Here is a 15,763-nt window from a genome sequence, read left to right on the forward strand (position 1 = left end):
TCAAATATTAAAAAGTATATACAAATAGCTACATATAAAAGCGAAAATGGCTGAAATTCACCTTTTATCCGATGAAATCATCAATAAAATTGCTGCTGGCGAGGTCATTGAGCGCCCTGCATCGGCTGTCAAGGAACTTATAGAGAACGCAATCGACGCCGGAGCAACCCGAATTCAAGTCCAGATTGAACAAGGTGGAAAGAAAAAAATCCAGGTCACAGACAACGGTAAAGGCATGGGTGCCGCCGATTTGGACCTGTGCTACCTTCGTCATACTACATCCAAACTAACAAATGCTGACGACTTATTTCACCTCCATACAAATGGTTTCCGTGGTGAAGCAGTCGCCTCTATCGCTGCCGTTTCGAAGCTGACCATCACAAGCGCCACTCAAGAAGGCGAAAGCGGCCGCATCATCGTGAAGGGTGGCGAAGTTATCGAAAAAGAAGATATTCAGGCAAGCCGTGGCACCACGTTCCTTGTAGAAGACCTGTTCTACAACACGCCCGTGCGACGCACGTTCCTCGGCAGTGAAACGTCCGAGTGCTCCCGCATTTTAGACATTGTCCTAAAGACCGCCATTTCGCACCCGGAAATTCGCTTTGACTATAAAGTAGGCGACAGGACCGTCTTTACCGGCGTTCCCGGAGAGCTCCGCAGTCGCATCGCCGAAGCCATCGGCTCCAAGGTCGCGAAGGGTTTACTCCCCGTTGATTACACCGAAGCGGGCGTCCATGTGACTGGCTACATTTCGCCCACGACAGAGACAAACGGCAAACGCAACCACCAGTTCCTTTTCATGAGGAACCGCCCCATTGAAAACAAGATGGTGAGCAAGGCTGTATCGCAAGCGTACGAGCCGTATGGAGCGCAGTGCAAGCCCGTAACGGTACTGTTCTTGGACATGCCGGACATGGAATTCGACATCAACATACACCCGGCCAAGCGCGAAGTCCGTTTCGCCAACGGGAACTTGGTGTTCCTCGTCGTGACGCACGCCATCCGCGATACGTTTACTAAGGATTTGGAAGCGCACTCCCCCATCATCGACTTGAGCGATGAATTTATGGGAGGCACAACACCGGCTTCACAGACGACGCCAGCGCAACCCGCGATGCCTGAAACGCCCGCACAGCCGCAAAACGACTTGCCGTGGGAAAATCCGTTCCAGCAGGCAAAACCATACGCGGCAGCATCCCAACAGCCAATACAACAGCAAGCTCGGCCGAGTTTCGCAAGCAAGCCTTACGCTCAACCGGCAAAACCGGTGAACTCGCTTTCGGACAAAAAGTCTAAATACGACGTAAGCGACGACGTTCAGGACCTCTTTTCGCTCCCTGAATATGGCAAGATTATTTCACTGGAACCCGACCATTCTAAGCCCGCACCTCCTCCCGAGACGCCGTGGGCGCCGCCTTCGTTCTTCCAGATTGCAAACACGTACATCGCCGGCGAAGATTCCAACGGTCTCTTGATTATCGACCAGCACGCCGCCCACACGCGAGTGCTCTTTGAACAGGCAATGGAATCGCTCCAGAACAACATCATGCAGGATAGCCAGGAACTTCTGTTCCCGGAACTCATCGACCTTTCCAAGCAAGAGAAAGAAATCTTCCGAAATGTCGATGAGCAATTGCGCAAGCTCGGATTCTTTGTCGAGCCGTTTGGCGGAGATACCTACCAGATCCGCTCTATTCCAAGCGCTCTCCCGCTTTCGCGTGCCGCCAAAGCGGTTCACGACTTCTTGAACGATGTTGACGAAAACGACACCAAGAATGATATGGTCAAGTTCCAGGAAGCGATTGCGAAATCCTGGGCAAAGACGAACGCATACCAGGCAGGCGACAAGCTCAAGCCCGAAGAAATCACGGCACTCGTCGGCCAGTTAATGATCACGCAGGATCCGCTCAAGTCCCCATTCGGGAGTCCGACGCTAATGCGTTTAACTCTTGAGGAACTGAGCAAGAAATTCAGACACTAGTTCGCTAGAAGTCTTACCGACATCCAGAGCCTTGCGGAGACGCAAGGCTATTTCGTCTGCGGATCCAATATCTTGTTGGAAAAGCGCTTCAACAATCGCATCGGCCATGCGGTCGTTCAGCTTATGGCGAATGATGAATTCCGGAGTCACGCCACAGCCAAAAATTGCATTCGGAAGCGACAGGAATTCGGACTTGACCATGAACTTACCCATCGCGTATGTGAGGAAATCCGGCACAATGCAGGCCGCAAACGGAATTCCAACACAAGCCATTTCAAGCGTACTCGTTCCAAACGAGGTAAGCGCCGCGGAATATGCCGAATAGAAATTCAAGCGTTCGCTAATAATCTTTGGCGCGACAACAACCTTCAGCCAGCTCGGCAAATGCCCATCATAAAGTTTTTCGAGCGCGACCAAAAGAGGCACTTCCAAATGCTCACGCGAAGCAACGACAATCACATCCGGGAGCGGTCCCGAATTACGTTCCGCCCACACATTGCGATACCTTTCAGCAACCGTTACAAAAGATGGCAAGTTGCGCAGAGCGCTATCACGGCGGCTTCCCGGCAAAAGCAACATGTCAGACCGAGGTTCAACTTGATCGTAAACCCAGCCCGCAATCGGATGCTTGATACGAACCGTTTCCACGCCCATCTGCTGATAAGCCTTTGCTTCGATATCAAAGAACACCGCCAAACGGATATTGTTAGCTTGCTTAAAGAGGCTTGCCCGCTTGGACTTCCAGGCCCAAATTTGCGGAGGCGCCACATAAAGCATGGGCTTTCCCCACTTTTTAGCAAGGCGCGCAAGCTTCATGTTAAAACCAGGATAGTCAATCGCCACAATGCCAAGGCATTTCTTGGATTCAGCGGCATCGCTCAAGACTTCAAAAACGTTCTTTAACGAGAAATACTTCGGCACTACATCGCCCACCCCCGAAACCGGGAGATCATTGTAGTCCCACAAGGGCTGGAGCCCTTTCTCCTGCATCAACGGACCGCCAAGGCCAATAACCTTAAAGCCCTGCTGCACGGCAGTCGATACCATCTCGGCGCCAATCATGTCGCCGGAATCCTCCCCTGCACAGAAGAGGATATAAGGAGAATTTTCTTCGTTAACGTTTTGCACGATTCGATACCCAAACCTTCAGAGCGCCTAAATCTGTTTTAAGCCACTGCAACAATTCCTGAGTATATACAACTTTATATTTTTTCAGGACAACGACATGCTCAAATCCGGAATCTGCCTCCAAATGAAACACCATTTGGCAACCATGGCAGTATTCATCGGCCAAATTGGCCTTCATTTCAACTTCAAGCTTGTCCAAAAACTCGTCTGTAAGCATGCCGACGGTGAAGTTCGCATGGATGTAATCCACCATGTCGCAACGTACGCGGTCAAGCTGGATGACTTCTTCGACGATAATCTGGTAGCCATCGCGGTCGCGTTGCTGTTCCAGGACGCCCTTCACAAGCACGCGGTCATCGACAGAAACCGTATCGCGCAAGCGTTCCCAGACGTCCTTCTTGAAGAACATTTCGATTTCACCCTGGAAATCCTGGATAGCACCAGAGCCAATCGTATCGCCGCGCTTTGTTTCGATGGAGCGCATACGGATAACGACACCGCCCACGACGACCGTATCGCCCACATAGCGGGTAATTTCGTCTTCCGAGAGGGAGCAGCTCGTAAAGCCCGTGAGTTCTGGGCGGAATTCATCAAGCGGGTGCCCAGAGAGGAACAAGCCAAGCACGCTGCGTTCCTTGTTGAGCATTTCCATCGCCGTCCATTCTTCGGCTTCTTCCAAAACTTCAGCAGTGTTCGGCATGGCGGCAGGGCCACCCAAGTCAAACAGCGAGACCTGGCCCTTGGCCTTGTCTTCCTGGCTGCGCATGGCGACTTCCAAAGCACGGTCCACCGTAGCACACTGCACAGCACGGCTACCCGGCAAATCGTCCAAGGCGCCCGCCATGATCAAGCATTCCAAGACTTTCTTATTGAGCGGCGGGCGTTTTTCAGGCTGAGCCGCCTGGTATTCCGTCACGCGCTTGCAGAAATCAAAGATGTCCTTGTAGATGCCACGGCGTTCGCGTTCTGCGACCACGTCTTCGACAACCGCGATACCCACGTTGCGGATACCCGCGAGACCATAAAGAATCTGGCCCTTCGTATTCGCCGAGAACACACCCAAAGACGTGTTGATGTTCGGCGACAAGACCGGGATTCCAAGGCGCTTGCATTCCAAAATGATGGTCACCGTATCTTCGGTCTTACCCATCTTGGAGGTCATAGAGGCAGCCATGTATTCCGGGCCGTAATGCGTCTTGAGGTACGCCGTCTGGTAAGCCACGTAAGCGTAAGCTGCAGCATGGCTCTTGTTAAATGCGTATCCGCAGAACGGGAGCACGGCGTCCCAGACCTTCTGGATCATCGCCTTGTCGTAGCCCTTGTCCAAGCACTTCTGGAAGAATTCCGGCTCGAGCTTTGCCATCTTTTCCGGCATCTTCTTAGCCATGATACGGCGGATGTTGTCAGCGCCACCCAGCGAGTAGCCACCCAGAATCTGGGCGAGCTTCATCACCTGTTCCTGGTACACGATAACGCCGTACGTTTCGCCAAGCACCTGTTCCAAGTCCGGATGGTAGCAGTCAATCTCTTCCTTGCCGTTCTTACGGGCAATGAAGTGCGGAATCTGGTCAATCGGCCCCGGTCGGTACAGGGCGTTCATAGCGATAAGGTCAAAGATTCGGGTCGGCTTCAGTTCGCGCAGGTACTTCTGCATACCCGGAGATTCGAACTGGAACACCGTCGTCGTAAGGCCCTTGCCCAAAAGTTCGAACGTCGCCTTGTCATCAATCGGAATCTTGTTCATCACAAGCTTGATGTTGCGGTTCTGTTCAACCATCTTCACCGTATCCTGAATGATGGACAAGTTGATAAGCCCAAGGAAGTCCATCTTCAAAAGTCCGATGTCTTCGGCGTAGTGCTTATCGTACATCACCACCGGCGTATCTTCCGGAGCGGCTCGGTAAAGTGGAGCAAGGTTGTAAATCGGAGTCGGCGTAATCACCACGCCGCAAGCATGCACGCCCGTCTGGCGCGGCAAATCTTCAAGTCGCTTTGCGACATCCCAAAGGTTCTGGTAGCTTGCGCGGCTGCCAATCATCGCCTGCAACGGTTCCGGGCTATAACCATCTTCGAGGTTGTTGCCCTTCTTGTCCTTACCCGTCCAGGCCTGCTTTAGGCTAAAGTTCAACGTACGCTGCGGGAAGAGCTTTGTAATGGCCTTCGCTTCGGCAGGAGGAATCCCGAGCACGCGCGCGACGTCCGTAATCACCGCCTTCGACTTGAGCATGCCGTAGGTAATAATCTGGCCCACGCACTCCTTGCCGTACTTGTCCGTCACGTACTGGATCACGCGGCCGCGGTCACGGTCAGCAAAGTCCGTATCGATATCCGGCATGGACACACGTTCCGGGTTCAGGAATCGTTCAAAAAGGAGGTCGAAAGTAAGCGGGTCAATGTCGGTAATACCGATGATGTAAGTGACCAAGGAACCAGCAGCAGAACCACGCCCCGGCCCCACGGGAATGCCATGTTCACGAGACCAGTTAATGAAGTCCCACACAATGAGCAAGTAACCCGCGACGTTCATGTTGCGGATACAGTTGAGCTCCTTGTACATGCGCTTGCCCACGTTCGTCTCGTGAGCCGGGAACTTAAAATCTTCGTCAGGGAATCGCCACTTTAAGCGTTCATTGCAAAGATGCGTGATGTAGATATCGGCATCGCCCCCCGGTTTGCACCAACGGTGGATGTTCTTTTCCCACGCCTTGTTGTCATCAGCGTCAAAGAATTCCGGCTGCGAGAGGCGGTCGATTTCAGCATTGTCCGCATCGGTCAGCGCATCTTCGGCAATGCCTTTTTCGGCACAGTAATTTGCCTTGACCTTCTTTTTGCGGTCCTTGATAACACCCTTGAGTTCACGTTCACGGACGACCGGATATTCCGCATCGTATTCCGCCTTCATGATGGCCTTGATGTTCTGGTATTCCTCAGAAGCGAGGAATTCATCAGGAATCTTGAAACGCGGCCAGAACTCATCACCGATACCGGTTTTCACGGTAAAGTTACAGCGCTCGGCAATCTTGACCGTATTCTCGATAGCGCCCGGGATATGCCCGAACAGTTCCACCATTTCCTTCTCGGTGCGGAAATAGAACTTTTCCGTCGGGAAGCGCTTGTCTTCGAAACCGTTCAGCGTGACCTTGAGCGAGATGCAGCGCAGAATCTTGTGCGATGTAGCGTCTTCGGGCTTAATGTAATGGACATCGCCCACGGCAACGACTTCACGACCATACTTTTTCGCAAGTTCCACGTTGAATTCGTTCACGTGCTTTTGCTGCGGAATCCCGTTATCGCAAACCGAGATGTACAGGTGGTCGTGGTCAAAAATCTCGTTCAGGCGGTCCATGTACTCGAGCGCAAGGGAATCCCTGCCCGATGCCACATTCTGGCCGTAACAGCTAAAATAATCGCCCGCAATGGCGATAATGCCTTCCTTAAACTCGTTAATCGTCTCGAGCGGCACGGACGGAATTTCTGCCCAGCGCTCCCCGTCTTCATAGCGGTAACTCACAATGCGGAGCAGATTGTAATAGCCCTTTTCGTTCTCGACGAGGAGCGTCAATCGTTCAAAAGTAGTCGGATCTTTCTGGCTTGCGCTCGGCGTGTCCACGTAAATGTGACAGCCATAAACCGTCTTGACCGGCGGGAGCCCCTGCTCCTTGCGCTTTTTGTTCAGTTCCTTGCCACGCGTCTGGATTTCAAGAATACCAAACATGGCACCATGGTCCGTCAAAGCAACAGCAGGTGCGTTTTCTGCTGCGGCAGCCGCCAAAATATCATCAAGTCGGGCCGAAGCCTGCAAAATCGAAAATTCAGAATGAGTCTGTAAATGAACGAACGCCATGCTTGCAATTTAGTAAATAGCTATGAGCACTACTTATCTTGCAAGGGATATGAGGCAAGGAGTTCGCGGACTTTTCCCGCCACGTTCCCATATTTGCGTTCGTACTTTTTGCGGGTCGCCCATTCCTTCGGGAGCGAAACCAAAGCCTCTAGCCAAGCCTTTGCAAGCGCCTTGCAAATAGCGACTTTCGAAAGCTTTTTCCCATCGCCAGACTGGCCGGGAACACCGCCCTTTGCCATGTTCAGGTAACGCACAAAACCGCGCACCGGAAGCACCAGGATACTCCCCAACGGCAACAGACGAATCGCCGAACGCAAACGGTTGCGTTCCGAATAAAATAATTTCAAAGGAGAATAGCGCACCGTCGTCATCGAGCGTTCATGATACACTCTCGCCTCGGGGCAAAAAACGGTCTTGAACCCCGCCAGATTGTGGCGGAAATACCATTCCGTCTCTTCAAAGAACAAGAAGAAGCTATCATCCATCTTGCCCGCCGCCTGTGCAGCCGCCTTGCGGAAACTCATCACGGCACCATAGCAGCCAAAGACGTCCTTCTCGCGGATATCCGCATCAGATGCATCAAGACCACTGCCTTCATTTTTTGCAAAGAGGTCCGAGCCGAGCAAAACACCCACAGCATTCACAAAACCGCTCTTTTCCATCACGAGGCTTGCGACAGAACCCGCCTCCGGGTGGCGCTCAAAGCATTTGAGCAAATTTTCCGCCCACGTGGGGTCAAATTCCAAATCCATGTTGCAAAGCACCTGGATCTCGGAATCCATCTGTTCCAAAAGACCGTTACAGGCGCCCGCATATCCCAGATTCTTGGGGCATTGCGTAATCTGGCAATCCAGACCCTGTTTTTTCAGGAAATCAATGGAATCATCCGTCGAAGCGTTATCAAAAACAAAAACCCGAACCGGACTAGACTGAGCCTTTAAACTCTTGACACATTCCGTAAGTTCCGATCCACCATTATAATTGATAATTCCAACGTCTATAACCATAATAAACCCCCAAAAAAAGAAGGGCTCCCGAAAATCGGGGAGACCCTTCAAATATACATTAAACCAGGAGTAAAAGATTACTTTTCGAAGTAACGGATGTAATCGATTTCACCGACAAAGAAACGATCATGAATAGCCTGGTTCATGGCATCATAACCGATACCAATGTCGTAACCCAACTGAGACACATCGCCCTTAGCGGCAGCCTTAACCGTCAATTCGCCATCCTGGAACACCTTGATGGAATCAGCGCTGCGTTCTACGCGAATCGTGGTCCATTCATCAAGAGCAAGCTTTTTGCCATAAAGGGAATTCCAAGTAGAGCCATCGGTGTTTTCATCGCGGAAATAAGCGTCAAGAACACCATCATCAAGACGGATAATCCAGCCGTCACCGAGGCGTCCAGGAGGTTCTGCCACGATGATGTTCTGCATGCCGCCAAACTTAGTCGGCTTTACGCGAGCTTCAACAGCGAAGGTATTGCGAATGAAGGTCGGAGAGAGATACACCTTCAAGCCAGAGTTGCCATCAAGCTTGACTGTCGTATCTTCGACCACCGGGGTTCCAACAAGGGCCTTCGTAGAATTGTTAGCCATTCTGTCAAGTCCCACATAGGTCGGTTCGTTAAATTCCCAAGCGGCGAGAGGCTTCACTTCGGTCACAGAGGCATCATTAACATCGGAGAAACCTTCAAACTTGCCAAAGCGGATATAGTCCATTTCGCCAATGAAGTAGCGGTTGTGGAAAGCCTGTTTCATGGCATCATAACCAATACCCCAATCATAGCGCATCTGGGTCAAGTCACCTTCATAGGCAACAGAAACCGTAAGTACGCCATCCTGGAAGACCTTGAGGGAATCATTGCTGCGTTCAACGCGAACCGTGCTCCATTCACCGAGAGTCATTTTCTTGCCCGGGAAAATGTTCCAGTTATCGCCATCCTTGTCAGAATCGCGGAGATGAACCGTCAAAACACCTTCGTCGATGCGGAGCTGCCAACCATCAACACCGCGTCCAGGAGGTTCAGCCACAATGATATTCTGCATCGTACCGAACTGAGTCGGCTTTACGCGAGTTTCAAGCACGAATTCGTTGATGTTGATATCCTTAGCAAGGTCCACATAGAATCCAGACTTGCCGTTGAAAGCTGCGATACCGTCAATAGCGACAACCGAGCCTTCACCAATCAATGCCGTGTGACCGTTTCCAGAGAAATCACGGCCGACTTTGGCAGCGTCATTGAATTCCCATGCTGCAAGCCAATCACCTTCGACTTCAAAAACAGGTTCGACAACAGCAGTCGTATCAACAACTTCTTCGACCGGTTTCTGTTCTTCGGGCTTCGGATCTTCAGACTTCTGTTCTTCCGGCTTCTGTTCTTCAACATCTTCCTTTACAGGGTCAACCTTTGCGGTTTCGGCAAGGTTTTCACCAAAGCGGATGTAGTCGATTTCGCCGTCAAAGTAGCGCTGATGGAGAGCCTGGTTCATGGCATCATAGCCAAGGCCCCAGTTATAGCCCAAGTCGCTGACATCGCCCTTGAAGTTAACAGTTTTCACCAAAGAGTCATTGATGAAGAAGCTGATTTCGTCACCAAGGCGTTCAACACGTGCAACCGTCCATTCGTTCATCGGAACAGAGGCGATTTCGAATTCAGACCAGCCTGTACCATTAGCGGCATCACGGATATTGAAATACAGCTTACCGTAGCCGAGGCGGAAAATCCAGCCATCGCCATAACGTCCAGGAGGTTCAGCAACCAAGATGTTATTGAAGCGAGAAGAGTTTGCCGGTTTGAAGCGGGATTCAACCACGAAATCGTTAATCTTCAGATCCGGAGTCAAAGGAACGCTAAAGCCGGACTTGCCATCAAATTTGGCAACGCCATCGACAGTGGCAACAGCGCCTTCGCCGATAACAGCATTATGACCATTGCCAGAGAAATCGCGACCGACATTGGCAGCATCATTGAATTCCCAAGCGGCAATCCACGGACGGTCACCAAGAGTCGATTTCGGATCTTCAGGCAACACTTCGCTGCTAGAAGATTCAACCGGAATGACGTAGATATCGAACGTGTATTCTACGCGGACAACGGCAATACGACCACTATTGTTGCTACCGTCACCTTCCGTACGATCAAAACCAATGGTAAAATCACCATCCAAGTTCCCCAACTTGGTGGAATGCTTATAAGCACCGGCAATTTCACCATTAACGATAAGGATGCTCAACGAGTCCACATGTTCCAAGCGAACATCGTTCCATTCCCCTTTCTGGACATCCTTATCGGCTTTAAGGACGCGCCATTCTCCTTCTTGACTGTCGCGCCACTTAAAGACGACTTCGCCATTTTCAACCTGAAGCGCCCATGCAGAGCCTGTGCCTCCAATACCCGCAGAAGCAACAGTATATGCATCAGCAGCATCCACCGCAACGTTTGCCTCAACGGCGAAGTTTTCTCCTTCAAAAGCAGAATCAGCAGAAACGGTCACCGCTTTCTGTTCAACTGCCGTTGTATCCATTTCCCACTGGTTCACCACAGCGTGGGAGCAGCGGGAAAGCTTCGTTTTAGCAGCGCTATAGCTCGTATTCGAAGCAACGATACCTGTTGCTTCGTTTGCAGACCCACCATCAACGTCACCAGCGACGAAAGACGATGTATTCGATTCCGAGCACCCCGCCAACACTCCAAACGAGGCCAGTGCTGCAACGGAAGCTAATTTTTTTATTCTCATAGATCCTCCATTCTTGATATTATGAAAATAACATTTTCAAATATTCCAAGCAAGACCAAGCAACCCCCAACCTCAAAAAAAGTCAAAAAATTTTAAGATTTTTATGTCAAAATTAGACATTTTGTATCATCAGAATACACATCGTATCATGAGAATACAAATTTTATGATACGCATCACATTGACGCCGTTCAACAGAGCAACGCGGTCGCACACAAAATTCTATTTTATGGTCAATGAAACAAGAAACGTCCAGTAGTAAGGTATTCGCCAAGCGTATCATCCAGCTTCTCGTAAGTATTGGCGGGTTCGCCTATATTTTCTATAAAATACCATTTAATGAAGTTGTTAAAAACTGGAATATAGGCATGACCCCGTGGGTAGTCGCGATGCTTATCGACGCAACGCTTGTCATGGCGATACAAGCTAACCGCTGGAAAGGTCTTTCCGTACAAGGTCCCGAGATACCGTTCAAGACATACTATGCCTACACCGCCATGGGGTACTTTTTCAACAACCTTCTCCCCACTGGTTTTGGAGGCGATGCCGTCAAATCCCTTGCTTTTGGCAAGAACTACAACCAGACAAGCCAATCCGTTTCAGCGGTGCTCATAGCCCGCATTCAGGGATTGCTCGCCATGTCCCTCTGCTTTTTTACCGCACTTCCCTTCGCCTTTAGCAAAGCGGACATCCCCTGGAGCTACACTTTAATCATGGCAGTGGCAAGCCTTGCCTGTATCATATTTATTTCACTTTGTCTGTTTTCGGATAAAATTCCTATTCCAGAGGCGATTTCAAACAAGCTTTCATTCATCCCCAAGTTGCAAAAGAGTCTTTCCATTTACCGCAAACATAAAAAACAGCTTTTACTTTCTTCGCTCGATTCCCTGTGGATCCAGTTTTTGACATTGTTTATAGCATACGCCTATTTCCGGGCAGTCGGAGTAGACATTGACATCAGCATTTTAGTTGTATTCATAAGCATCACTGTCGTCGTTTCGATGCTCCCGATTTCGCTCAACGGCATCGGGGTCCGCGAAGGAATCCATGTCGCATTGTTCACAGGGATTCTCGGGATTCCTGCATCGATAGTACTTGCCGCAGGATTGCTTGGATACATTCCGGTACTTTTCCAGGCCGCCCAAGGTGCGGTCGTACTCATCGCCCGGAAGAAATAAGATCAGACATTCAAGACATAAAAAAAAGCCCCGCCGAGGCGGGAACTTTAAACTTCGCTTTTCGAAGAATTATTCTTCGGCGAGGGCTTCCTTGTATTCATCGACGGTAGCGATATACTCGTCAATCATGTCTTGCTTGGAATCCAGGTAAGCAAGAATCTTTTCGAGGTGTTCCTTGGAGAACACGGTCTTGAGCTGGCGTGAAGCATGGCCCTTGTAGCCCCATTCCTTGAGAATTTCGTCGGTCACAACGAAAGAATCGTCGAGGGAAACAAAACGCATCGGACCGTAAACAGCCCAGTTGTGTTCCATCTGCATGCATTCCGGTTCTTCCATTTCCGGGTTTGCCATGTAGCGCTGCACGTGACGGGTACGCACATCCTTGATCTTATCGATACGCATGTAACCCATGATGAGGTACTTGTTACGCATTTCGGAATCGCTCAAGCCTTCGTAGCGGGTACCGAAAAGAATGTAACGGCTTTTGCTCTTCACAATCGTGTTGATTGCCTTCACATTGTAGCAGCTCATCAGACCATAGGTGCTGGTTTCGTAGTTCGGTTCGTAAAGAAAACCCTTTTCATTTTCATTCAGCTGGTCGCGGACAGGCATTTCGGACTGATGGCTAGTTTCGACATAAAGCAGGCTACCTGCCATGTTGCCACGGTAGTCTTGCCAACCTTCGAGATTGATCTGTGTTTTCGGCATTTTATAAATCCACTCAAATAGTTTAAAGTTCGAAAATTAAAACGAGTACAAGCGGACCGAGTACGGTTCGTCAGTAACAATTATCAAAATACAATTTACTTATTAAAAAGTCAACGACTCCGCCGAAATATTTTCCATTCCAAAGCGAAAAGCGCCTTTTTTGAAGAATTCTGCGGTATCGGTCGTCAAATAATGCACTGAACCGCCCTTTGAAAGCCGATTTTCCATGTCCACATGGCGCTTGAGGTAGTCCAAAGTCTTGTCGGCGACGATATCGCCCTGGACCACCAAGCGGACATGCGGTGGAAGTGCGGCCCGAATTTCATCCTCGAGGAGTGGGTAATGTGTGCAGGCCAGTAAAACTGTATCGATTTCAGGGTCAGCCGCGAGCAGCTGGTCCACGTCCTTTTTCACGAAGAATCGGGCGCCCTCGGTCCCGCGTTCACCGTATTCCACAAGCGGCACCCACATCGGGCAGGCGTGCTGCGTCACCTTCAAGTTCGGGAAAAAATGGCTGATTTCAAGAACGTAGCTGTTCGAAGAGACCGTCCCTGCGGTAGCAAAAATGCCAATATGCCCCGTTTTCGAGAAGTTCCCAATCTCTTCGGCGGTCGGGCGGACAATGCCCAAAACGCGACGGTCCGGGAATTCGACCGGGAGCACCTGTTGCTGGATGCTGCGGAGCGCCTTTGCCGATGCCGTGTTGCACGCGAGAATCACCAGCGGACATCCGCGGTGGAAAAGTTCGCGCACGGACTGGAGCGTATAGCGGTAAATCGTCTCGAAACTGCGGGAGCCATACGGCGCACGGGCATTATCCCCCAGATACAGGTAATCGTACTGCGGGAGCGTGTGGCGAAGCTTCTGCAAAATCGTGAGCCCGCCAAATCCAGAATCAAAGACGCCGATCATAAGCTTCTTCCATCATTTTTCTAACATACGGGAGCAGTTCATGACGCGGGTCCATTTCATCGCCGCCGTGAGTCTTCTTGAATTCGACCGTATCGATTGGTTCGAGAATCTTAATGTTGACCGGGTGGTGCTTGGAATCCTTGCGGTGTTCCCAAAGCAAGTCGGAACCACGAGTGACCATCGGCAATATAATAGCGTTTGCCTCGACGGCAAGTCTAAAGCAACCGCTCTTGAAAGCGACCATGCCATCGCGCTTGCTGCGGGTGCCTTCCGGGAAAACGAAGAGTCTCGGCATTTTGCCCGTCTGGAGCGCCTTCTGGATAATCGCGGCGCCACCGCCCTTTTCACGGTCGATAAAGACACAACCGAGCTTGTGCATCCAGAAGTTCAGAATCGGGATGCACTGCAACTGAGTTTTGGCGATAAAGCCCACGGTTCGCTGCAAGGCGAGGAACGCCAGCGGGATATCCAGATACGAACGATGGTTCCCCATCACGAACACCGGGCGTGTCCAGTCCACTTTTGCAAGTTGCGCCTGGTCTTCAATCGTCAAGTCCACACGCAAGACCTTCATGCAGAAGCGGGAGAAGACCTGTACCTTTTCTTCAAGCCATGGATCCAGGTCTTTACGACGGAAAATGTACATGAATGCAATCTTGAAAATATATTCGAGCATAAACGCAAAAATTCTTGCCGCTCCATATATCCTAAATAACATCACTGGCATATTACACTCTGTTTTTGAACTTTCCTTGGGCAAAAAACGAGACCGTTTGAGTTTCGTAAGGCGCCCTTTCCAATATCTACGTTTGCAATATAGCAAAACCAAAAAAGATTCAGCCCGCGTGACCCCGACGTAAAACAATCGACGTTCCTCATCGAGCTGTTTTTGGCGCTGTTTACGTGAGCCCAAGCACGAACCCGGCGTAAGTCCCTCGGACATCCCCGCATAATAGACCACCGCATACTGAAGCCCCTTGGACGCGTGGACCGTCTCGACATGAATTCCGTTTTCAAGGACCTCACCCTCCCCCTCTACGTTACCCGCCTCCGACACGACCGTCCCTGCGATCGGGAGATGCGCATCGCGGAGAGCTTCTTCGTAATATAGGCGTTGCCTATTATAGCGCACGAGGATTGCAAAGTTTTTCCATTGGAGGTCATAGCTTTCTCGGAGCAACTTGATACTCGTGATGATTTTTTGCATTTCTTCGACGGGGTCTTCGCTCACCCAGATTTCGGGTTCACGGTTTTCCTTGAAAATCGGCGAGCCGCCCGAGCCGTTCATGTTTCCCGCACGCAAGACCTTCCGCAAGTGGATAGGCTTGTTTTCAAAAATCCTATTCGAAAAATGTAAAATGTTCGCGACCGAACGATAATTCCATTCCAAGCGAATCAGAGAGCTCTCCTTGAAGTCATCGCGGAAACGGTTGATATTCCCGATATCGGCCCCACGGAATCCGTAAATAGCTTGGTCATCATCGCCCACAACAAACAACGACTTGCGCTCACCCAGCAGCGCTTTGACAAGCCGATACTGCGACGGGTTGATGTCCTGATATTCATCAACAAGTATTTCCGTCCATTGATTTTGGAAATAGGCACGCGCCGACTCGTGATTTTCAAGCAGATTAATCGCCTGGTAGATGAGGTCTTCAAAAACAACTTGACCAGATTCCAGAATGCGATGACGCAATGGTTCAAGTTTTTTGAGGAGCTTCGCGGGATGCGCATCCGAGAAAAGCTCTTCGCGAGAAAAGCGGAATTTTCGACCGCCGACTTTCGCGAGTTCCTGCATAAAAGTCTTGTCCGCCGATTCCGTCGGGACCGGCATTTTCTTGAATCCGACAAGTTCGTACGCAGGGCAAGAGCTGCAAGCGCCCGCCGCACAAGCCTCATCATACCCAACAGGAACCTTAGATTTAAGAACAAACAGCGCGAGCGAGTGGAACGTGCAGAGCCGCACACCAGCATTCGGGAAAAGCTTTTGCACACGCTCCCGCATTTCGGCAGCAGCCTTCGCCGTAAACGTGAGCGCCAAGATTTTCTCTGGTTCAACGCCCGACATAATCCGGTACTGGATTCGCTTGGTCAAGACCGAAGTCTTTCCCGAGCCAGCCCCTGCTAGAATTAAAAGTTGTCCGTTCTTTTCATGATCGTGGAGTACCGCCGCACGTTGGTCGGAGTTCAGCCCGACCAAAAGACTTTCTACATCCATTTTTTATTTTGCGCCCCTTAAGCGCGAAGTTCATATAGCAAAGGATATAG

General features: G+C 50.6%; 9 protein-coding genes. 2 read left to right on the top strand and 7 right to left on the bottom strand.

Features of this window, described 5'->3' with window-relative positions; genetic code table 11:
- Window positions 1–46: 46 nt before the first annotated feature.
- Entirely contained in the window at window positions 47–1,981 is a 1,935-nt protein-coding gene (mutL, locus tag FSU_RS05335) for a DNA mismatch repair endonuclease MutL (RefSeq protein WP_014545458.1), read from the top strand.
- Here the strand turns inward: mutL and FSU_RS05340 are convergent.
- From FSU_RS05340 to FSU_RS05355, 4 genes are all read right to left on the bottom strand, one after another.
- A complete protein-coding gene (locus FSU_RS05340) occupies window positions 1,943–3,109 on the bottom strand; it encodes a glycosyltransferase family protein (protein ID WP_014545459.1) in 1,167 nt (388 codons plus the stop codon). The two genes, mutL and FSU_RS05340, sit on opposite strands and share 39 nt — an antisense overlap.
- The gene (locus FSU_RS05345; protein WP_014545460.1) at window positions 3,096–6,953 is read right to left on the bottom strand and encodes a DNA polymerase III subunit alpha; all 3,858 of its coding nucleotides are present in this window, start codon (window positions 6,951–6,953) and stop codon (window positions 3,096–3,098) included. The genes FSU_RS05340 and FSU_RS05345 overlap by 14 nt, the downstream gene beginning before the upstream one ends.
- Window positions 6,954–6,982: 29 nt before the next feature.
- Window positions 6,983–7,960, bottom strand: coding sequence for a glycosyltransferase family 2 protein (locus FSU_RS05350; protein ID WP_014545461.1), 978 nt, complete (start codon window positions 7,958–7,960; stop codon window positions 6,983–6,985).
- A gap of 77 nt (window positions 7,961–8,037) precedes the next feature.
- Window positions 8,038–10,698 carry a LamG-like jellyroll fold domain-containing protein gene (locus FSU_RS05355; RefSeq protein WP_014545462.1) on the bottom strand — a complete coding sequence of 887 codons (2,661 nt, stop codon included), beginning with the start codon at window positions 10,696–10,698 and terminating at the stop codon, window positions 8,038–8,040.
- Between the two features lie 235 nt (window positions 10,699–10,933).
- On the opposite strand from FSU_RS05355, the gene FSU_RS05360 reads away from it, so the two are divergent.
- Entirely contained in the window at window positions 10,934–11,875 is a 942-nt protein-coding gene (locus FSU_RS05360; RefSeq protein ID WP_014545463.1) for a lysylphosphatidylglycerol synthase transmembrane domain-containing protein, read from the top strand.
- A 69-nt stretch (window positions 11,876–11,944) separates the two neighbouring features.
- On the opposite strand, the gene FSU_RS05365 is transcribed toward FSU_RS05360, so the two are convergent.
- The 3 genes from FSU_RS05365 to FSU_RS05375 all read right to left on the bottom strand — a co-directional run bounded on the left by FSU_RS05365 (window position 11,945) and on the right by FSU_RS05375 (window position 15,713).
- Complete coding sequence (locus tag FSU_RS05365; protein WP_014545464.1) at window positions 11,945–12,583, bottom strand: hypothetical protein; 639 nt, start codon at window positions 12,581–12,583, stop codon at window positions 11,945–11,947.
- 102 nt (window positions 12,584–12,685) lie between these two features.
- Complete coding sequence (gene murI / locus FSU_RS05370; protein WP_014545465.1) at window positions 12,686–13,495, bottom strand: glutamate racemase; 810 nt, start codon at window positions 13,493–13,495, stop codon at window positions 12,686–12,688.
- The gene (locus FSU_RS05375; RefSeq protein ID WP_014545466.1) at window positions 13,479–15,713 is read right to left on the bottom strand and encodes a UvrD-helicase domain-containing protein; all 2,235 of its coding nucleotides are present in this window, start codon (window positions 15,711–15,713) and stop codon (window positions 13,479–13,481) included. The genes murI and FSU_RS05375 overlap by 17 nt, the downstream gene beginning before the upstream one ends.
- Window positions 15,714–15,763: the final 50 nt, after the last annotated feature.

The sequence above is a fragment of the Fibrobacter succinogenes subsp. succinogenes S85 genome (genome assembly GCF_000146505.1).
GTDB classification, from domain to species: Bacteria; Fibrobacterota; Fibrobacteria; order Fibrobacterales; family Fibrobacteraceae; genus Fibrobacter; species Fibrobacter succinogenes.

Excerpts from the sequence above, each read along its gene's own strand:
- mutL (WP_014545458.1), top strand. The coding sequence starts at position 47 with ATGGCTGAAATTCACCTTTTATCCGATGAAATCATCAATAAAATTGCT.
- FSU_RS05360 (WP_014545463.1), top strand. The coding sequence starts at position 10,934 with ATGAAACAAGAAACGTCCAGTAGTAAGGTATTCGCCAAGCGTATCATC.
- FSU_RS05350 (WP_014545461.1), bottom strand. The coding sequence starts at position 7,960 with ATGGTTATAGACGTTGGAATTATCAATTATAATGGTGGATCGGAACTT.
- FSU_RS05375 (WP_014545466.1), bottom strand. The coding sequence starts at position 15,713 with ATGGATGTAGAAAGTCTTTTGGTCGGGCTGAACTCCGACCAACGTGCG.
- FSU_RS05355 (WP_014545462.1), bottom strand. The coding sequence starts at position 10,698 with ATGAGAATAAAAAAATTAGCTTCCGTTGCAGCACTGGCCTCGTTTGGA.
- murI (WP_014545465.1), bottom strand. The coding sequence starts at position 13,495 with ATGATCGGCGTCTTTGATTCTGGATTTGGCGGGCTCACGATTTTGCAG.
- FSU_RS05365 (WP_014545464.1), bottom strand. The coding sequence starts at position 12,583 with ATGCCGAAAACACAGATCAATCTCGAAGGTTGGCAAGACTACCGTGGC.
- FSU_RS05345 (WP_014545460.1), bottom strand. The coding sequence starts at position 6,953 with ATGGCGTTCGTTCATTTACAGACTCATTCTGAATTTTCGATTTTGCAG.